Origin of the sequence: Streptomyces sp. NPDC001678 (assembly GCF_042892945.1) — a bacterium.
Taxonomy (GTDB): Bacteria; Actinomycetota; Actinomycetes; order Streptomycetales; family Streptomycetaceae; genus Streptomyces.
On sequence record NZ_JBIAUP010000003.1, the window covers coordinates 196,591 to 215,166 of the forward strand.

Here is an 18,576-nt window from a genome sequence, read left to right on the forward strand (position 1 = left end):
CGCGGGACACGGAACGGATTTCGCGGCGCGGGACGCCTCAAGGGCCCCGCACCGATGACCCCCGGTACGGACCCGCGCGAACCCTCGCCCCGCCGGGTCGACGGCGCCCTTGTCACAGCGCCCGGCACGACCCGGATCCCGAACATACGGGCACGACCCGGCTCTTCGGGGCCTCGCGCGGCCGTTTCCTGCGGTTCTCTCCTCCGCTTACACCCGGAAGAGTGAGAGCGCGTGCGTCTCCCGTCCGTACGCGCTCCCGCCGGCCGGCGCCAAGCCCCGCCCCCGGACCGCCAAGCCCCGCCCGCCGGGCCGCCGGGCCCCGCCCGCCAGGCCGCCGTGAGTGTCCCGGGACGGGCTCAGTGGGCCAGCCGGGTGCCGCCGCCCTGGCTGCCCGTGGCGCCGGCGGTCTGCTCGACCAGGACGTCGATGACCGTGGCCACGTCGGGCAGCCAGGGCCGGGCCAGACCGTCGAGCCGCCGCTTGGAAGCGGAGCGTCCGCCTCGCCCGGCGGTGGCGCCCGCCGGCCTCGGGGCCCGCTCCCAGCGCACCCGGCCCGCACCCGTGGGCGAGGGCGGCAGCACGGCGTAGCCGCCCTCGCCGTGGAAGCGCAGCGCCCCGGGCACCCAGTCCTGGCTGTGGAGGAGTTCACCGAGGACTTCGAGGGAGTAGGGGGCGACCAGCAGGGACCAGCGGGTGGGGGTGGCCACCACCGGGCCGAGGCGGACGCCCGCCCGGTCGAACGCGGCCAGCGCGCGGGCGCCGGCCACCGCCGGGAGGCTCACCGCGCACGGTGCCCGGCCGCCGGTGGCGAGGACCACGGGCGCCTCCGGGCGGTTGGTCCACCACCAGCGGACCATCCTGGCGTCGGTCGTGGCCGCCAGCAGACCCGGGTCGAAGGGGTGGGCACCGGGGAACGCGCAGTCGGGGTCGGGGCAGCCGCACTCGCGGACGCGGCCGATGCCGGGCCGCAGGCCGACGCCGGGGAGCACGGGCCACTGCCATTCCGTCGCATAGGTCAGGGCCGCGGTGAGTACGGCGGACCGGCCGGCCCGCCGGAGGGAGAGCTTGCGTCGCCTTCCGAGGATCTCGCGCATGAGCGCTCGTTCCTTTCCGTGAACGCCGAAGGTGGGCCCTTGCCGTCGGCAGGGGCCGTATTGCACGTACATGACGCTGGGCGGTGCTGCTGGAACTAACGGAAATTGCGCGTAGCCCCCGCGAACCGAGGGGACTACATGGCACTACGGGCACTGCTCGGCGCGGACCGCGCCGCGCCGTGGCTCCCGGACCGGCACACCACGTGGATCAAAGTCACTGCGCGTACGACACAGCGCATCACGACTGCGCGTACAACGCAGCGCATCACGCCGCGGGCCGAGCGTGAAACCTGGCGGGGGGTGGCGCGCGTATGGCGCTTCGTGCTGAGCCGGTGCGCCCCTCGCCTGCGGCATGGGTTGCCCCACGCCGCTCGGGGATGGGCGTGGCCGTTGACCGATAAGACGCTCGGGCCCGCCGCCGGGTTGCGGGGCGGCCCCAACTGCCGCTGCCCTTCTCCGAGTACGTACCCACCGCGGTGGATGTGACGCGCTGCTGGAGCGATGCCAGTCGATCGCAATTCCAGGGCCACGGCACTATTTTCCGGCCAAACTTCAGGGAACTCCGAGGGGCGCGGAAGCCTCACCAGACACCATGAATCCCACTGGTCCAATGCTGGACATCCCCTTGCCCGGGCGTGTACATGTGGAGCACTGACAGCGCGCGACACGACAGGGGGTTTGCGGTGCTACTGCGCGGAACACCCAGGCCAACCCACTGGTCGTGCGGGCCCGGCGGGCCACCCCGGGCCGCCTCCCGGACAGGTCCCGGCGGCAGCCGCGCACGCCCCCGCCCGGGTGGATCGCCATGACCTCCCCCCACCCGCCGAAAGTGGCCGGAATCAATCCACCGGTCCCCGCTCCCACGCACACTTCGGCCCCTGCGGTTCCCACGCCCCCCACCGCCCCCGAGCCGCCCTCGCCCGCTTCGGGCGCCCTCTTCCAGGACCGCCTCGCCGGCTGGGTCTCCGACCTGACCACGCTCCACGAGCTGACCGAGCGGCTCAGCCGCACCGCCGACCTCGACGCCGCCCTGCGCGAGCTGCTCCGCGCCGGGGCCTCCCTGGTGGGCGCCGGACGCGGCCTCGTCACCCTCCACCCCGACTCCGGCACCGGCCACCCGGTCACCGTCGGCCTGGGCCTCGGCCACGCCGACATCGGCCACATCGAGACCATCCCGCCGACCCAGGACCCACGGACCCACGCCCACACCGGCCCGTTCACCGGCCCGTACGCCGATCCGCACACAGGCCCGTACACCGGTCCGTACGTACGGCTCCTCGACGACCTCCCGCCCGAGGGCGACCGGAGCGGCAGGGTCCATCCCGACATCCCGGGCGAGGACGACCTCGACCCCCGCTACCGCGAGGTCGCCGCCCGCCTCGGCTACGCCGCCAGCTACGCCCTCCCCCTGGAGTCGGCGGCGGGACCGTCCGGGCCACCCGGGCCGTCCGGACCGTCCGAGTCGTCCGGGCCACCCGGCTCGTCCGGGCCGTCCGGCCAGGGCGCGGACGCGCCGCCCGGCGCGGGCCGCATCGGCGCGGCCGTATGGCTCTACGACGAGCCCGCCGAGCCCAGCGAGCGCCAGCGCCACCTGGCCGGGCTCTACTGCGGCTACGCCACCGAGCACCTGGCCCGGCTCATCGAGCTGACCGGCGCCCGCGACGCCGTGGCCACCCTCCGCGAGGAACTGCTGCCCAGCAGGCTCCCCCGGGTCCCCGGCATCCGCCTCGCCGTCCGCCACCGCACCGGGCCCCGGGGCGGCGGGAACTGGTTCGACGCGCTGCCGCTGCCCGAGGGCGCGCTGGGGCTCGCCATCGGCGGGATCACCGATTCCGGCCCGGGGGCGATCGCCGCGACGGGCCGGCTGCGGGCCTCCCTGCGCGCGTACGCCGTGATGGAGGGCGAGGATCCGGTCGCCGTCCTCTCCGACCTGGAACTGCTGCTCAGACTGACCGAGCCCGCCCGCACGGCGACGGCCCTCTTCGCCTACTGCGAGCCACCCGGGGCCGGGGCCGGGGCCGGGCCCCTCCCGGGCGAGGGCCGGGGCAGGAAGGTCGTCGTCGCCGGGGCGGGCCACTGCTCACCGCTGATCGTCGGCCCCGGCCGGGTCGAGTACGTGGAGACCTCGCTGTCGGCCCCGCTCGGCATGCTGGCCTGCTGGGAGGCGCCCAGCGTGGAAATCGAACCGGAACCCGGAGAAACGCTCCTCTTCTACAGCGACGGCCTCCTCCACCGCGCGGGCGACAGCATGGACCGGGCCTTCGCCCGGCTGCGCTCGGCGGCGGCTACCGTGCCCCGGTCCGCCCGGCGCGACCCGGAGGCCATCGCGGACCACGTGCTGCGCACGGTCCTGCCGGAGGACGGCGACCCGGCGGACCCGGCGGAGGACGTCATCCTCCTGGTGGCCCACTTCGAGTGACGGTCCGCACAACCTTCTCGAGGGCATTCCACCGCACATACGATGGAAAGCGGCCCCGTTCGAGGAGGAAAGCCAGTGACCGAGCAGCCCGCACCCGAAAACCCTGAAGGTGACGAGCCCATCAAGCAGCGGAAGAACGGCCTCTACCCCGCCGTCTCCGCCGAGCTCGCCGACAACATGAAGTCCGGCTGGGCCGACACCGAGCTCCACGATCTGCGGCCGATACCCCAGGCCGCCGAGACGGCGCGTCGCCGTGCCGAGCTCTCGGCCCGCTTCCCGGGCGAGCGTCTGGTGATCCCGGCGGGCAATCTCAAGACCCGCTCGAACGACACCGAGTACGCCTTCCGCGCCTCGACCGAGTACGTGTACCTCACCGGCGACCAGACCCAGGACGGCGTCCTCGTCCTGGAGCCCACCGGCGAGCAGGGCCACGAGGCCACGATCCACCTCCTCCCCCGCTCGAACCGCGAGAACGGCGAGTTCTGGCTGGACGGCCAGGGCGAGCTCTGGGTCGGCCGCCGCCACAGCCTGACCGAGGCCGAGCGGCTGCTGGGCGTGCCCGCCCGTGACGTCCGCGAGCTGACCGGCACCCTCGCCGGGGCCACCGGCCCGGTCCGGGTCGTCCGCGGCCACGACGCCGGCGTCGAGAAGGCCCTCGCCGACAAGGTCACCGCCGAGCGCGACGAGGAGCTGCGCGTCTTCGTCAGCGAGCAGCGCCTGGTCAAGGACGGCTTCGAGATAGCCGAGCTCCAGAAGGCCGTCGACTCCACCGTCCGCGGCTTCGAGGACGTCGTGAAGGTCCTCGACAAGGCCGAGGCCACCAGCGAGCGCTACATCGAAGGAACGTTCTTCCTGCGCGCCCGTGTCGAGGGCAACGACATCGGCTACGGCTCCATCTGCGCCGCCGGCCCGCACGCCACCACCCTTCACTGGGTGCGCAACGACGGCCCGGTCCGCTCCGGCGACCTGCTGCTGCTCGACGCCGGCGTGGAGACGCACACCCTCTACACCGCCGACGTCACCCGCACGCTGCCCATCAACGGCGCGTACACCGAGCTCCAGCGCAAGATCTACGACGCGGTGTACGAGGCCCAGGAGGCCGGCATCGCGGCGGTGAAGCCGGGCGCCAAGTACCGCGACTTCCACGACGCCGCCCAGCGCGTCCTCGCCGAGAAGCTCGTCGAGTGGGGCCTGGTCGAGGGCCCGGTCGAGCGCGTCCTGGAGCTCGGCCTCCAGCGCCGCTGGACCCTCCACGGCACCGGCCACATGCTCGGCCTGGACGTCCACGACTGCGCGGTCGCCCGCACGGAGACCTACGTCGACGGCGTCCTGGAGCCCGGCATGGTGCTGACCGTGGAGCCCGGTCTGTACTTCCAGGCCGACGACCTGACCGTGCCCGAGGAGTACCGGGGCATCGGCGTCCGCATCGAGGACGACATCCTCGTCACCGAGGACGGCAACCGGAACCTCTCCGCCGCCCTGCCGCGCACGTCCGCCGACGTCGAGGCGTGGATGGCCGGCCTGAAGGGCTGAGCCGGCGCCCGCACCGGGGCGACCGAAGAGAACGGCCGAAGAGCCGCGGCCTCCCCGAGGGGCCGCGGCTCTTCGGTCGTTCCGCCTACTTGTCGGCCTACTTGTCGGCGGTCAGCACGCCGGCCTGGCCCCAGCTCTCCGCCGGGGTCTCCTGGATCCACACCTGCACGGCCTCGGCGGGGATCTGGTAGGCGTCGACGAAAGCGTCGGTGATGCGCTGGACCAGATCGCGCTTGAGCTCGATGGAGCGGGGGCCCTGCTGAACGGTCACGACGGGCATGGGGTGCCTCCTGAAGTCGCGGTGGTTCCCGGCGGTTCCGGGTCGTTCACCGGTGCGGAAACAGTTCATCGCGCGGCCGTCCGCCGAACCAGGAGCACTCGGAGCCCGCAGCGATCACGAATCGTGATCGTCGGCGCCGGCGCATGCCTCCAGCAGGACGTCGAGGCGGGGGAACGGGTCGGTCGAGTGGACCGCGAGCGCCGCCGGAAGGGCCAGGCCCCGGCCGCGGACCGGCAGGAAGACCACCCTGCCGGTGCGCAGCTGCCGGGCGTGGGAGGCGTAGATCACGGTCCACAGGGGCGCGGCGGCGCCGATGGCGGCGAGGGTGTCCTGGAGGGAGCCCGCCGGTCCGGGCACCGGGGTGAATCCGGCGTCCCGGCAGGCGGAGACGACGAGGTCGACCAGGGGCGGGTTGTTGCGCCGCTCGGTGAGGCGCAGGGGCAGCGCGGCCAGGTCGGCGAGGTCGACGTCGGGCGCGGCGGCGAGGGGGTGCCGGGCGGGCAGGGCGACGACGAGCCGGTCCTGCCACACGGGTATCAGCCGGACGCCGGGATGTTCCTCGGCGCCCCGGACGAACGCGGCGTCGAGGGCGCCCGTGGCGACCTGTTCCAGCCGGCTCCGCGCGGGCGCCGAGACCAGTTCCACGGCCAGCCGGGGCGCGAGCCGGCCGAGGTTCTCCAGCACCCGGTCCAGGTGGTCGCCGAGTCCGGCGCTGGTGCCCAGGCGGAGGGTGGTGGCGCGGGCGTCGCCGAGCCCGGCGGCCACGGCCCGGGCGCGCTCGGCGGCGGCGAGCACGGCCCGCGCCTCGGGCAGGAAGCGTTCGCCCGCGGCGGTGAGACGTACGTGGCGCGGTGACCGGTCGAGGAACTCGGTGCCCAGCTCCCGCTCCAGGCGGCGGACCTGCTGGCTCACGGCGGACTGCACGATGTGCAGCCGCTCGGCCGCCCGGCCGAAGTGCAGTTCCTCGGCCACAGTGACGAAGTAGCGGAGCTGACGCAGTTCCATCGGCGCACGACCAGCCTCTCCTGGAGGTCGGACGCCGGACCGCCTCCCGTCGAGGCCGCGGTCGGGCCCGGGTGAGCACCGGCGTCCGTACGGAGGGCCCGACGCCGATGATCTTGCCCGAAGTCCGGGCGAGGCGTTCAGGACGCTGACGCTTCAGGACGCCTTGACGCTTCAGGAGGCTGACGCTTCAGGACGCCTTGACGCTTCAGGAGGCTGACGCTTCAGGACGCCTTGAGAAGGGCCGCGGCCGCCGGGCCGCCCTCCCGCCACTTGAGGATCTTGTCGAAGCTGACGACCGCCCCGGCCCGGCCCGGACGGTTGCGGACGCGGACGTGGTCGGTGAGGGACGCGATCAGGAAAAGACCCCGGCCGTGCTCGTCGTGGACGGCGGCCGGGGTCCTGGTGTGCGCGCGGGCCGGGTGGCGGCGCGGGTACCGGGGGCGTTCGGCGAATCCGGGTCCGGAATCGGTCACCTCGATGCGACAGGTGTCGCCGTCGATGAGGGCCGTCACGCGATAGCCGGTGGAGGCGTCACCGCCGTGCTCGACGGCGTTCGCACACGCCTCGCTGAGCGCCACGGCCAGGTCGTACGAGGTCTCGGGGTCGACACCGGCCGTTTCCATGGCACCGATCAGCAACCGTCGGGCGAGCGGAACGCTCGCGGCCTCGCGCCGCAAGTGGAGTGACCACCAAATGCTCATGCTCAGCCTCCTGGCTGCGGCTCGACATACCGTTACCTATAGCCACGGGGCGCGCCGCATAAGCCTGTCGGCTGTGTGAGACCGCTCATTCGGCCGACGCGCCACGCGGGTGGGGGCGTGTATGGGACGGGGCGGTGGTGGACGATCATGGACGGTCGTGGCACGGGGGACGAGCCGGACACCCTGCCGTAGGGATTCCGTGAGGCCGGTGGGATGATGGCGCGGTCATGCCTCTCCCCGTCGCGCGCGCCGGCGCCGATCTGCGACTGATCCGGGCCGCGGTGTTCACCGCGGTCTGTGTCGTGCTGTCCGCGGGCGGGCATGTGCTGGCGTCCTGCGCGAAGGTGCCGCTGTGGACCCTGGTCGCGGCGGGCGCGGCGGTCTTCGCCGTGGCCGTGCCGCTGGCCGGGCGGGAGCGCTCGCTGCCGGGCATCGCGGCCGCGCTGGCCGTGGGCCAGCTCGCGCTCCACACGCTCTTCGCGCTCGGACAGCACGGGGCGCGGGGCGCGGACGCCGCGGCCGCCCACCGGGCGGGCGCCGACGGCCACTTGATCGACTTCGCGGGGCAGCTGCTCTGCGACCAGCGGCCGATGTCCGCCGCGCGGGCCCGTGAAGTGATCGCGGGTGCCGGGCTCGACCCGGCCGCGCACGCTCCGGCTCCGGCCGTGCCGAGCGGCGCGGGCGGCGCCGGTTCGTTCGTCCACGCCCTGCTGCCCTCCCCGGCCATGGTGCTGGGGCATCTCCTCGCGGCCCTGGCCCTGGGCTGGCTGCTGCGGCGCGGCGAGGCCGCGCTGTGGCGTCTGGTGCGGCTGTCGGCCGAATCGGCGCGCGAGGTCGTGGAGTCCGCGCTGGTCCGGGCGCTGGCCGTCGCGCTGCTGCCGTTCGTCCGGGCGCTGGGCGCGGAGCCGCTCGCGGTGCCCCGGTGGCGGGCGGCCGCGCGGGACGAGCGTCCGGCGCGGGAGGCCGAGTGGCGGCACGTCGTGATCAGGCGGGGGCCGCCGAGCCTCGCCCTCGCGGCCTGACAACACGACGCATCGCTTTCCACCACCCGGCAGGGCGGGGAAGGGTGTTTCGCGCTGTCACCGCATGCGCGCCATCCCCTTCTGTTCGCTCCTGCCAGTGGAGAGTTTTCCCATGACCTCGATCTCGTCGTCCCGTCGTACCCGTACCGCCCGCGCCGCCCGCGCCTCCCTCGTCGCCGGTGTCACCGCCGGTGGTGTGCTGCTGTTCGCCGGCCCCGCCTTCGCCCACGTGAGCGTGCAGCCCGGCACCGCCGAGAAGGGCGGCTACAGCACCATCGCCCTCAAGGTGCCCAACGAGAAGGACAACGCCTCGACGGTGAAGCTGGAGCTCACCCTCGACCCCAAGCACCCGCTGGTCTCGGTGATGCCGCAGGCCGTGCCGGGGTGGGACGTGAAGGTCGAGAAGACCAAGCTCGACAAGCCGGTGCAGATGCACGGCAAGTCGATCGACGAGGCCGTCAGCAAGGTCACCTGGACCGGCGGCAAGATCGAGCCCGGTCAGTTCCAGCAGTTCCCGCTGTCCGTCGGCCAGCTGCCGACCGACGCCGACGAACTGGTCTTCAAGGCGCTCCAGACCTACTCCGACGACGACGTCGTCCGCTGGATCGACCCCTCCAAGCCGGGCGGTGAGGAGCCCGAGCACCCGGCTCCCGTCCTCAAGCTCGTCGCGAAGGGTGCCGCCGCGGGCGGCGACGACCACCACCACGACGACGCCAAGGGCGACAGCGACAAGGGCGACAGCGACAAGAAGGTGACCGCCACCGCCGAGAAGAGCGACGGCGGCAGCGACAGCACCGCCCGCGCCCTCGGCATCGCCGGCATCGTCGTCGGCGTGGTGGGCGCCGCCGTGGGCGTGCTCGCCGGGCGTCGCCGCCGCGACACCGCCGCCTGACGACGGCGGCGCCGCACAGCGAGAAGCGAGAAGCACGGAAGGCCGGTCCGGCGGGGCGTACACGCCCTGCCGGACCGGCGACACCGACCACCTCTGGAGAAGCACTCCATGCGCACCAAGATCCTCGGCGCGGTCCTCGCCGCGACCGCCGCGCTCACCCTGACGGCCTGCGGCGGCTCGGGCGGCGACGGGGGCGACAAGCCCGCCGCCGATGTCTCCGGCGAGCAGAAGAAGGCCGGGGCGATCACCCTCGACGCCCCCAAGGCCAAGCCGGACCTGGTCCTGACGGACACGTCCGACAAGAAGTACGAGCTGGTCAAGGAGACCAAGGGCCGCCCCGTCCTGCTCTACTTCGGCTACACCTACTGCCCCGACGTCTGCTCGACGGTCGTCTCCGACATCGCCGCCGCCGAGAAGAAGCTGCCCAAGGCCGACCAGGAGAAGCTCCAGGTCGTCTTCGTCACCACCGACCCCGAGCGGGACACCCCCAAGCGGATCCGTGAGTGGCTCGACGCCCAGGGCGGCCAGGACATAGTCGGCCTGACCGGCGACTTCGCCACGATCCAGGCGGCCGCCAAGCCGCTGGGCATCCTCGTGGAGCCCGCCAAGAAGGAGAAGGACGGTTCCGTGACCGTCAGCCACGGCGCCGAGGTCGTCGGCTTCTCGCCGAAGGACGACGGCGGCCACTGGATCTACACCGCCTCCACCACGTCCGACCAGTACGCCCAGGATCTCCCGAAGATCGTCAAGGGGGAGAACCCGTGATGCGCCCGAAGAAGATGAACAAGACCACCGTCGCCACCGCCACCGCCCTGCCGCTCGTCCTCGCCGGCGGGCTGCTGCTGATCACCGGCTGCCAGTCGGAGAAGGACCGGCTGTCCGTCTCCTCCGGCAAGCCCGAGCTGTCCGTCAGCGGCGCCTACCTGCCGCAGCCCGCGATGACCGACATGGCCGCCGCGTACTTCACCGTCGAGAACGACGGCGGCAAGGCCGACCAGCTCGTCGAGGTCACCACCCCGCTCTCGTCCGACGTCACGATGCACACCACCGAGGGCTCGCAGATGAAGCACGCGGCGAAGCTGGAGGTGCCCGCCAAGGGCAAGCTGACGCTGTCGCGCGGCGGTACGCACCTGATGCTGGGCAAGCTCGGCCACAAGCCGCAGGCGGGCGAGAAGATCGAGTTCACCCTGCGCTTCGCCACCTCGGCACCGATCAAGATCCAGGTTCCGGTCGAGAGCGCGTCGTACCGCCCCAAGGGCTGACACGGAGATGAGGACCCCGACCGCCGTACGACGCGGGACGTTTCGAGGGGTGTCGCGTCCCGGCACCCTCCTCGGCACCTTCCTCGTCGCGCTGTTGTGCGTGCTGACCCTCGGCACGGGCACCGCGTCCGCGCACGCGGCGCTCACCGCCACCGACCCCGCCGACGGGTCGGTGGTGGCCACCGCGCCCGCGCGGGTCACGCTCACCTTCTCCGAAGGGGTGCTGCTCAGCCCCGACTCGGTGCGGGTGCTCGACCCGCGCGGCGAACGCGTCGACCAGGGCAGGCCGCAGCACGACGGCGGACGGTCCGGGACCGCGACCGTCGCGCTGCGCGCCGGGATCGCCGACGGCACGTACACGGTGGCGTGGCAGGCGGTCTCGGCGGACAGCCACCCGGTGGCCGGGGCCTTCACCTTCTCGGTCGGCGCGCCGTCGAAGACGACCGTGGCCGTCGACTCGGCGGCCACGCGCACCGATCCGGCCGTCGCGGCCTTCTACGCGATCGGCCGGTACGCGGCGTACGCGGGCTTCGTCCTGCTCGTCGGCGGCTGTGTCTTCGCCGGGGTGTGCCGCGCGTCGCGGGCGGTGCAGCGTGTCGCGGTGAGCGGCTGGATCACGCTGTTCGTCTCGACGGTGGCGCTGTTGCTGCTGCGGGGCGCCTTCACAAGCGGCAAGGGGATGGGTTCCGTCCTCGATCTGTCGCTGCTGGGCGGCGTGTTGTCCACCAAGCCGGGGGCGGCGCTGCTGTCGCGGCTGCTGCTGCTGAGCGCGGCGGCGGTGTTCCTGGCGGTGCTGTTCGGCACGTACGCCCCCGGCGGTGCCGGTGACAGTGCCGGTGCCGGCGCTGGTGCGCGCACCGCCCCCGGCACCGGCGGGGACCGTACGCTCGGTCGCCGCCGGGACATCGCCTGGGGGCTCGGCGTCGGGGGCACGCTCGTCGCGGGTGGCCTCGCGGCGACCTGGGCGCTGGCCGAGCACGCGTCGGCGGGCCTCCAGGCGTGGCTGGCGATGCCGGTGGACGTGGCGCACCTGCTGGGCGTCGCGGTGTGGCTGGGCGGGCTGGTGGCGCTGCTGACCACGCTGTGGTCGGGCGAACGGATCCGGCGGGCGGCGGTCGCGCGCTTCTCCCGGATGGCGTTCGTCTCGGTCTGCGTGCTGGTGGCGACCGGGCTCTACCAGTCCTGGCGGCAGGTCGGTTCGTGGGACGCGCTGACGGGCACCGAGTACGGCCGCTGGCTGCTGGTGAAGGCCGGGCTGGTGGCCGTCATGGTGGGCATCGCGTTCCTCTCCCGCCGCTGGACGGGACGGCTCGTGGACGCGTCCGAGTCGAGGCGGGCGACGGGCCGGGCGACGGGCCGGAGGAAGCCGGGGCCGGGAGCGGCGAAGGCGACGCCGGGAACGAAGCCGGGGTCCGGCACGAAACCGGGGTCCGGCACGAAACCGGCGGCGGGCGCGAAGCCGACGGCGGGCGCGAAGCCAGGGTCCGGCGCGAAGCCGACGGCGGGCGCGGGCACGAAGGCAGTGGCGGACGCCGGCGCGAAGCCGACGGCTGACGCGAAGTCGGGATCCCACGCAGACGGGAAGCCGGCAGCTGGCGCAGGCGCGCAGCCGACGTCCGGCACGGGCGCGAAAGCGGCCGCCGACGCTGGAGCGAAGTCTGCGGCTGACGCGGATGGGAAGCCGGCGTCCGACGCAGGCGCGAAAGCCGCAGCCGGCGCCGCCGCAGCGCCCGGTGCGAAGGCCGCCACCACCGCGACTCCGAAGGTGCCGGCAGGCGATTCCGTGCCGGCAGGCGATTCCGTGCGGGCCGCGCAGCTCGCCCGGCAGCGGGTGGCGCGTGAGAAGGCCGCCGGGCGGCGCGCGCGGGACGCGGACAGCGGCCGCACCGGGCTGCGCCGGTCCGTCCTCGCCGAGACGGGCGTCGCCGTCGTCGTGCTCGCCGTCACCACCGCGCTGACCGGCACCCAGCCCGGCCGGGCCGAGACCGAGCAGCGCCGGGCGGCGGCGGAACGGACGGCCGCGCCGTCCGCGGCCCGGCCCGCCGAAGTGCGGATCGCCTACGACACGGGCGGCGCGAACGGACGGGGCACGGCCCGCGTCACCGTCGACCCCGCCCGCACGGGCGCCAACACCCTCACCGTCACTCTGACGGACCCGTCCGGGCGCCCGGTGGACGTACCGGAGCTGACACTGTCCTTGACCGAGAAGGAAAAACAGATCGGTCCCCTGCGGGCCGCGCTGGAGCGTCAGTCCGCCGGACGGTGGAAAGCCGGGGACTTCCGGCTTCCCATGGCCGGCGACTGGCAGCTGTCCCTGACCGTACGGACCTCGGACATCGACCAGGTCACCGAGATCGAGAACGTGAAGATCATCTGATGGCTGACACGACTGACACCACGGCCGGCGGAGTCGCCGGGGACGACACACGCCCGATCAGCGGCAAGGCGGGCGGCAAGCGCGCAGGGAAGAGTGCCGGGGCCCGCCCCGGCACCGGACCGGGCGGCCCGTCGTCGAAGGGCCGCGCGCGGCCCGGCAAGAACAACGGCACTCCTGACAAGAGCACCGGCAGTCCCGCCAAGGACGGCCCCGTCACCCGGGGCGGAGGCGGGAACGGCGGCGGCGCGAACGGCGGCGGCGACGCGGCCGCGAAGGCCGCCGCCCCCGCTGCCCCGGCCGACGGCGTCTCCCGACGCCGGCTGCTGGGCACGGCGGGCGCCGCCGGCGCGGCGGCGCTCATCGTGGGCGGGGTCGCGGGGGCCACCGGTGCCGAGGCGGTGCGCGGCAAGCCCACGCCGCTGTCCGACGTCGGCTCGGGCGTCGCGCCCTTCCACGGCACCCACCAGTCGGGCATCGTCCAGGCCGCGCAGGCGCACGGCCATCTGGTCGCCTTCGACCTCACCTCCGGGACCGACCGCAGGGGCGCGGCCGCGCTGATGCGCCGCTGGTCCGCCGCGGCGGCGGAGATGATGGCCGGCCGGCCGCCCCAGGGCGACGAGCTGGGCATCGCGCTGGACGCGGGCCCGTCGTCGCTGACGGTCACCTTCGGCTTCGGCCGCACGTTCTTCGACCGCGTCGGGCTGACGGACCGGCGGCCCGACGCGCTGGATCCGCTGCCCGCCTTCACCGCCGACGCCCTCGACGGCAGGCGGAGCAACGGCGACCTGTGGGTGCAGATCGGCGCCGACGACGCGCTGGTCGCCTTCCACGCCCTGCGGCTGCTCCAGAAGGAGGCGGCGGGCGCGGCCCGGGTGCGCTGGCAGATGACCGGCTTCAACCGCACGCCGGGCGCGACCGCGCAGCCGATGACCGGCCGCAATCTGATGGGCCAGATCGACGGGACGAACAACCCGAAGCCGTCGAGCGCCGACTTCGCCCGGAAGATCTTCGTACCGGACGACCAGCAGGGCGTCGACTCCTGGATGGCGGGCGGCTCGTACGCGGTCGTCCGGCGCATCCGGATGCTGCTGGACAGCTGGGACAACCTTTCGCTGGAACGCCAGGAACGCGTGATCGGCCGCCGCAAGTCCGACGGCTCCCCGCTGTCCGGCGGTACGGAGACCACGCGCGTGGACCTGGACAAGGTGGGCTCGGACGGCGCGCTGGCCGTCCCGGGCGACGCCCACATCCGGGTGGCGGCGCCCGCCAACAACCGTGGCGCGGCGATGCTGCGGCGCGCGTTCTCGTACCACGACGGTTTCCTCGACGACGGCGCCCCGGACGCGGGCCTGCTGTTCATCGCCTGGCAGGCGGACCCGCTGAAGGGCTTCGTCCCGGTCCAGCGGAAGCTGGACCGCGGCGACGGCCTGTCCCGCTTCCTCCGTCACGAGGCCAGCGCCCTCTTCGCCGTCCCGGGCGGCTGCGAAGAGGGCGGCTACGTGGGCCAGCGGCTGCTGGAGGGGTGAGCCGCCCCCGGCTCCGGGGGGGCGACCCCGGAGCCGGGATCGGTAGGGGCCTGCCGGGATCGGTAGGGTGGACGGCCGAGCGTTCCGTGCCCCTTTCCGGAGGAAAACATGAGGTCGGCCACCCGCTACACCTACCTCGGGCCCGAGGGCACGTTCACCGAGGCCGCCCTGCGCACCCTTCCCGAGGCGGCCACCCGCGAGCTGGTGCCCATGGTCTCGGTGCCCGCCGCCCTCGACGCCGTGCGCTGCGGCGAGGCCGCGGCGGCGCTCGTGCCGATCGAGAACTCGGTCGAGGGCGGCGTCACCGCGACCCTCGACGAACTCGCCACCGGCGAACCTCTGATGATCTACCGCGAGGTGCTGCTGGAGATCGCCTTCGCGCTCCTCGTCCGTCCGGGCACCCGGATGGCGGACATCAAGACGGTGACCGGCCACCCGGTCGCGCAGCCGCAGGTGCGCAAGTGGCTGGCGGCGAACCTGCCGGACGCGGTGTGGGAGTCGTCCGCGTCCAACGCGGACGGCGCGCGGCTGGTCCGCGAGGGCCGCTACGACGCGGCGTTCGCCGGGGAGTTCGCGGCGGCGACGTACGAGCTGGAGCCGCTGGTCACCGGCATCCACGACGCGGAGAACGCCCAGACCCGCTTCGTCCTGGTCGGCCGCCCGGCGCGGCCGGCGGCGCGGACGGGGGCGGACCGGACGTCGCTGGTGATGTGGCAGCGGGACGACCACCCGGGCGCGCTGCTGGAGTACCTCCAGGAGTTCGCGGTGCGGGGCGTGAACCTCATGCGGATCGAGTCGCGGCCGACCGGCGAGGGCATGGGGCGCTACTGCTTCTCCGTCGACTGCGAGGGGCACATCACGGACCGCCGGGTGGCCGAGGCCCTGATGGGGCTGAAGCGGACGTGCGCCGAGGTACGGTTCCTGGGTTCGTACCCGCGTGCGGGTGTCGCCCCGGGTGAACGGTCGGACGAGCGTCCGGGGACGACGGACGGCGACTTCGTGGCGGCGGCGGACTGGCTGGCACGCTGCCAGGACGGGCGGGCCTGAGCGGCTGCCCCCAGGCCGGGCCCGGGTTTCCCACAGGGTTACCCACAGACTTATCCACAGGCCGTTCTCGACCTGGGGATAAGTCGACAGAGCGAGACTCCGAGAATCCGTATGAAACGGGCAATGGTCGACATATCTCTCCGCCGACCCGGCGTGGCCGTCCACAGCCACCGATTCCCGTGACCGCCACCCGCCCGTCAGTCGAAATGCCTCGAACAACCCTTTAGGGGGACTGCGCGCCACCCCAAAGAGTGGCCGTAAGAGGTTTGCCTCATGAAACTCTGACGAATGACGGATCAAACGGAATCTCTGATTCCGACATCCACAGATTTCCCGCACACCCTGTGGACAAAGAAGCGGAACCATTCACTCCTGTGGACAACGGAGCCTCTCACCGCCATCCTCAACTGCCGTCTTCCACAAGGCGGCACGGGCCGGCGGTGGCCCGCCACCCCGCTTTCCGAAATTCCCAGAGTTGGACAAATCACAACCAAAGGGAATATCGCGTCGAGCAACCGCAGCGCACAACGGTAGCCTGGAGGGGTGATTGACCTTCGCCTGCTCCGTGAGGACCCCGACCGTGTGCGCGCGTCCCAGCGCGCCCGTGGAGAGGACGTCGACATCGTCGACGCGCTGCTCTCCGCCGACGAGCGGCGCAGGTCGTCCAGCGTCCGCTTCGACGAGCTCCGCTCCGAGCAGAAGTCGCTCGGCAAGCTCATCCCCAAGGCCACCGGCGACGAGAAGGCCGAGCTGCTGAAGAAGGCCGGCGAGCTCTCCGCCGCCGTCAAGGCCGCCGACGCCGAGCAGGACGAGGCCGCCGCCGAGGCGCAGCGCCTGCTGCTCCGGATCGGCAACATCGTCCACCCCGACATCCCGCGCGGCGGCGAGGACGACTTCGTCGTCCTGGAGACCGTCGGCACCCCCCGCGACTTCGCGGCGGAGGGCTTCGAGCCCAAGGACCACCTGGAGCTCGGCCAGACGCTGGGCGCCATCGACGTCGAGCGCGGCGCCAAGGTGTCCGGCTCCCGCTTCTACTACCTGACGGGTGTCGGCGCGCTGCTGGAGCTCGCCCTCGTCAACGCCGCCATCGCCCAGGCCACCGCCGCCGGCTTCACGCCGATGCTCACTCCCGCGCTGGTCAAGCCGCGCGCCATGGAGGGCACCGGCTTCCTCGGTCAGGCCGCGCAGGACGTCTACCACCTGGAGAAGGACGACTTCTACCTGGTGGGCACCTCCGAGGTGCCGCTCGCCGCGTACCACATGGACGAGATCATCGACGCGGACCAGCTGCCGCTTCGCTACGCGGGCTTCTCCCCGTGCTTCCGCCGCGAGGCCGGTACGTACGGCAAGGACACCCGGGGCATCTTCCGCGTCCACCAGTTCGACAAGGTCGAGATGTTCTCGTACATCGCGCCGGAGGAGGCGGAGGCCGAGCACGCGCGCCTGCTGGAGTGGGAGAAGCAGTGGCTGACCAGCCTCGAACTGCCCTTCCAGGTGATCGACACGGCCACCGGTGACCTCGGCTCCTCGGCCTCCCGCAAGTTCGACTGCGAGGCCTGGATCCCGACCCAGGGCAAGTACCGCGAGCTGACGTCCACGTCCAACTGCGACGAGTTCCAGGCCCGCCGCCTGTCCGTCCGGATGCGCGAGGGCAAGAACGTCCGCCCGCTGGCGACGCTCAACGGCACCCTGTGCGCCGTGCCGCGCACGATCGTGGCGCTGCTGGAGAACCACCAGCAGGCCGACGGCTCGGTGCGCGTGCCCGAGGTCCTCCGCCCGTACCTGGGCGGCCGTGAGGTCCTGGAGCCCACCGCCAAGTGACGCCCCCGGTCCCGCCGCCGTTCCGTCTGATCGCGACCGACCTCGACGGCACGCTGCTGCGCTCCGACGACACCGTCTCGGAGCGCACCCGCGCCGCCCTCGCTTCGGCCACGGCGGCGGGCGCCGCGCACATCGTCGTCACCGGGCGCACCGTCGCCTGGACCAAGCACATCCTGGACGCGCTGGACTACCGGGGCCTCGCGGTCTGCGGTCAGGGCGCGCAGGTTTATCACGCGGGCGAGCACAGACTGCTGACGTCCGTGACGCTCGACCGGCGGCTCGCCGCGCTGGCGCTCGCCAAGATCGAGGCCGAGGTCGGTCCGCTGCGGCTGGCCGCCAGCCGTGACGGCATGGACGGCGACGTCCTGGTCGGCCCCGGCTACCGCCTCCAGGAGGGACCGCTCCCGGTCGTTCCGATCAACGAGGTGAGCGAGCTGTGGGCCGCCCCGCTCAACAAGGTCTACCTCCAGCACCCCACGCTCGACGACGACGCCCTGGCGGAGGTCGCCCGGTCGGTCGCGGGCGGGTTCGTCGGGGTGACGATGGCCGGCTCGGGGATAGTCGAGCTGCTGCCGCTGGGGCTGAGCAAGGCCACGGGCCTGTCGCTCGCCGCGCGCCGGCTGGGCGTCAAGGCCGCCGATACGATCGCGTTCGGCGACATGCCCAATGACGTCCCGATGTTCGGCTGGGCCGCCCACGGCGTCGCCATGGCCAACGCCCACGAGGAGCTCAAGGCCGTGGCGGACGAGGTCACCGCTTCGAACGAGGAGGACGGGATCGCGGTCGTCCTGGAGCGTCTCTTCGGCTGAGCGCCGCGTCCTCGGCCGCTCCGGGCCCCTGTCCGACCGTTCCGGGCCTCTGTCCGACCGTTCCGAATCCCCGTCCGACCGTTCCGGCCGCTTACCTCACCGTTCTTCCGGCCGCCTGTCGGGCCGCTCCGGCCGCTTCCAGCGCGGCCCGGCGCACCCGGCCCGCGTCCCACCGCCAGGGCGGCCGGTCCCGGGTCAGCCACCAGCAGGCCAGGCCCAGCCCCAGGGCGATCGCGTGGCCGATGTCGGTGAACGTGCCGCCGGTCAGCAGCGGCAGGGCGAAGAAGGCCACCGCTCCCGCGAGGTAGAGCCAGCGCCACGGCCTCGGAACGCGATAGGTGAGGACGCCGACGGCACCGGCGAGCCCGTAGGAGACGCCTATGTCGACGACGTGCTTCATCGAGCGCGGCGCCGAGTGGCTCTCGATCGCGTGCAGCAGGATCTCCTGGCTGATCAGCGTCGCCGCGACATGGGCGACCGCCACCACGCACAGCCAGCGCAGGGTGCCGAGCCAGCGCTCGACGTTGGCGTGGAAGAGCTCGAAGAGCACCGCGTAGAGGGCGAACGACGACGGGGTCTCGATCCAGAAGCCGCTGATCAGCAGGGACTCCAGCGGATGCTTGTTGAGCTCGTGGATGTTGCTGCTGTTGCGGTGGAGGAGGAAGGCCTCCAGGCCCTCGCTCGCCGAGGCGATGACGAGGCTGGTGATGCCGATGATCAGCAGCCAGATGTGGGTACCGGGCGAGGAACGGACCCAGGAGCGAATCCCGTCGACTACCACCCTTAGA

Annotated in this window: 16 protein-coding genes; 11 read left to right on the plus strand and 5 right to left on the minus strand. The window is 73.1% G+C overall.

The annotated features are described in order from the left end of the window. Window positions 1-356: 356 nt before the first annotated feature. Entirely contained in the window at window positions 357-1,094 is a 738-nt protein-coding gene (locus ACFYZR_RS07660; RefSeq protein WP_391906512.1) for a bifunctional DNA primase/polymerase, read from the minus strand. 805 nt (window positions 1,095-1,899) lie between these two features. Here ACFYZR_RS07660 and ACFYZR_RS07665 point away from each other — a divergent pair. Continuing rightward, entirely contained in the window at window positions 1,900-3,513 is a 1,614-nt protein-coding gene (locus tag ACFYZR_RS07665) for a PP2C family protein-serine/threonine phosphatase (RefSeq protein ID WP_391906515.1), read from the plus strand. Between the two features lie 75 nt (window positions 3,514-3,588). Next, window positions 3,589-5,046 carry an aminopeptidase P family protein gene (locus ACFYZR_RS07670; RefSeq protein ID WP_391906518.1) on the plus strand — a complete coding sequence of 486 codons (1,458 nt, stop codon included), beginning with the start codon at window positions 3,589-3,591 and terminating at the stop codon, window positions 5,044-5,046. 97 nt (window positions 5,047-5,143) lie between these two features. Here the strand turns inward: ACFYZR_RS07670 and dmpI are convergent, their stop codons facing one another. From dmpI to ACFYZR_RS07685, 3 genes are all read right to left on the minus strand, one after another. After that, on the minus strand, window positions 5,144-5,326 hold the full coding sequence (gene dmpI, locus ACFYZR_RS07675; RefSeq protein ID WP_358215953.1) for a 4-oxalocrotonate tautomerase DmpI: 183 nt from the start codon (window positions 5,324-5,326) through the stop codon (window positions 5,144-5,146). Window positions 5,327-5,440: 114 nt separating this feature from the next. After that, the gene (locus ACFYZR_RS07680; protein ID WP_391906521.1) at window positions 5,441-6,331 is read right to left on the minus strand and encodes a LysR substrate-binding domain-containing protein; all 891 of its coding nucleotides are present in this window, start codon (window positions 6,329-6,331) and stop codon (window positions 5,441-5,443) included. Between the two features lie 221 nt (window positions 6,332-6,552). After that, window positions 6,553-7,032 (minus strand): ATP-binding protein, encoded by a 480-nt coding sequence (locus ACFYZR_RS07685; protein ID WP_361701215.1) that lies wholly within the window; start codon window positions 7,030-7,032, stop codon window positions 6,553-6,555. Window positions 7,033-7,259: 227 nt separating this feature from the next. Between ACFYZR_RS07685 and ACFYZR_RS07690 the strand changes: the two genes are divergently transcribed. The 9 genes from ACFYZR_RS07690 (at window position 7,260) to ACFYZR_RS07730 (ending at window position 17,788) form a co-directional block, all read left to right on the plus strand. After that, complete coding sequence (locus ACFYZR_RS07690; protein WP_391906524.1) at window positions 7,260-8,054, plus strand: hypothetical protein; 795 nt, start codon at window positions 7,260-7,262, stop codon at window positions 8,052-8,054. A gap of 112 nt (window positions 8,055-8,166) precedes the next feature. Beyond that, window positions 8,167-8,946, plus strand: a complete 780-nt coding sequence (locus ACFYZR_RS07695) for a YcnI family protein (RefSeq protein WP_391906526.1) — start codon at window positions 8,167-8,169, stop codon at window positions 8,944-8,946. 108 nt (window positions 8,947-9,054) lie between these two features. Further along, window positions 9,055-9,711: an SCO family protein gene (locus ACFYZR_RS07700; protein ID WP_391906529.1), complete on the plus strand. Its 657-nt coding sequence runs from the start codon at window positions 9,055-9,057 to the stop codon at window positions 9,709-9,711. Beyond that, window positions 9,711-10,208: a copper chaperone PCu(A)C gene (locus tag ACFYZR_RS07705; protein ID WP_391906531.1), complete on the plus strand. Its 498-nt coding sequence runs from the start codon at window positions 9,711-9,713 to the stop codon at window positions 10,206-10,208. The genes ACFYZR_RS07700 and ACFYZR_RS07705 overlap by 1 nt, the downstream gene beginning before the upstream one ends. Window positions 10,209-10,257: 49 nt before the next feature. Next, window positions 10,258-12,585, plus strand: coding sequence for a FixH family protein (locus tag ACFYZR_RS07710; protein ID WP_391906534.1), 2,328 nt, complete (start codon window positions 10,258-10,260; stop codon window positions 12,583-12,585). Next, window positions 12,585-14,111: an iron uptake transporter deferrochelatase/peroxidase subunit gene (efeB, locus tag ACFYZR_RS07715; protein ID WP_391906536.1), complete on the plus strand. Its 1,527-nt coding sequence runs from the start codon at window positions 12,585-12,587 to the stop codon at window positions 14,109-14,111. Before ACFYZR_RS07710 ends, efeB begins: the two co-directional genes overlap by 1 nt. Before the next feature lie 108 nt (window positions 14,112-14,219). Then, a complete protein-coding gene (gene pheA, locus ACFYZR_RS07720; protein WP_391906539.1) occupies window positions 14,220-15,158 on the plus strand; it encodes a prephenate dehydratase in 939 nt (312 codons plus the stop codon). Between the two features lie 543 nt (window positions 15,159-15,701). Further along, on the plus strand, window positions 15,702-16,979 hold the full coding sequence (serS, locus tag ACFYZR_RS07725) for a serine--tRNA ligase (RefSeq protein WP_391906542.1): 1,278 nt from the start codon (window positions 15,702-15,704) through the stop codon (window positions 16,977-16,979). After that, complete coding sequence (locus ACFYZR_RS07730) at window positions 16,976-17,788, plus strand: HAD family hydrolase (protein WP_391906544.1); 813 nt, start codon at window positions 16,976-16,978, stop codon at window positions 17,786-17,788. Before serS ends, ACFYZR_RS07730 begins: the two co-directional genes overlap by 4 nt. A 91-nt stretch (window positions 17,789-17,879) precedes the next feature. Here ACFYZR_RS07730 and ACFYZR_RS07735 read toward each other — a convergent pair whose 3' ends face one another. Continuing rightward, on the minus strand, window positions 17,880-18,569 hold the full coding sequence (locus ACFYZR_RS07735; RefSeq protein WP_391906548.1) for a rhomboid-like protein: 690 nt from the start codon (window positions 18,567-18,569) through the stop codon (window positions 17,880-17,882). Between the last annotated feature and the right edge of the window lie 7 nt (window positions 18,570-18,576).

What these genes read in the sequence shown, in the direction of transcription:
- ACFYZR_RS07660 (WP_391906512.1), bottom strand. Translation starts at nt 1,094, where the DNA reads ATGCGCGAGATCCTCGGAAGGCGACGCAAGCTCTCCCTCCGGCGGGCC.
- ACFYZR_RS07665 (WP_391906515.1), top strand. Translation starts at nt 1,900, where the DNA reads ATGACCTCCCCCCACCCGCCGAAAGTGGCCGGAATCAATCCACCGGTC.
- dmpI (WP_358215953.1), bottom strand. Translation starts at nt 5,326, where the DNA reads ATGCCCGTCGTGACCGTTCAGCAGGGCCCCCGCTCCATCGAGCTCAAG.
- ACFYZR_RS07680 (WP_391906521.1), bottom strand. Translation starts at nt 6,331, where the DNA reads ATGGAACTGCGTCAGCTCCGCTACTTCGTCACTGTGGCCGAGGAACTG.
- ACFYZR_RS07685 (WP_361701215.1), bottom strand. Translation starts at nt 7,032, where the DNA reads ATGAGCATTTGGTGGTCACTCCACTTGCGGCGCGAGGCCGCGAGCGTT.
- ACFYZR_RS07690 (WP_391906524.1), top strand. Translation starts at nt 7,260, where the DNA reads ATGCCTCTCCCCGTCGCGCGCGCCGGCGCCGATCTGCGACTGATCCGG.
- ACFYZR_RS07695 (WP_391906526.1), top strand. Translation starts at nt 8,167, where the DNA reads ATGACCTCGATCTCGTCGTCCCGTCGTACCCGTACCGCCCGCGCCGCC.
- ACFYZR_RS07700 (WP_391906529.1), top strand. Translation starts at nt 9,055, where the DNA reads ATGCGCACCAAGATCCTCGGCGCGGTCCTCGCCGCGACCGCCGCGCTC.
- ACFYZR_RS07705 (WP_391906531.1), top strand. Translation starts at nt 9,711, where the DNA reads ATGCGCCCGAAGAAGATGAACAAGACCACCGTCGCCACCGCCACCGCC.
- efeB (WP_391906536.1), top strand. Translation starts at nt 12,585, where the DNA reads ATGGCTGACACGACTGACACCACGGCCGGCGGAGTCGCCGGGGACGAC.
- pheA (WP_391906539.1), top strand. Translation starts at nt 14,220, where the DNA reads ATGAGGTCGGCCACCCGCTACACCTACCTCGGGCCCGAGGGCACGTTC.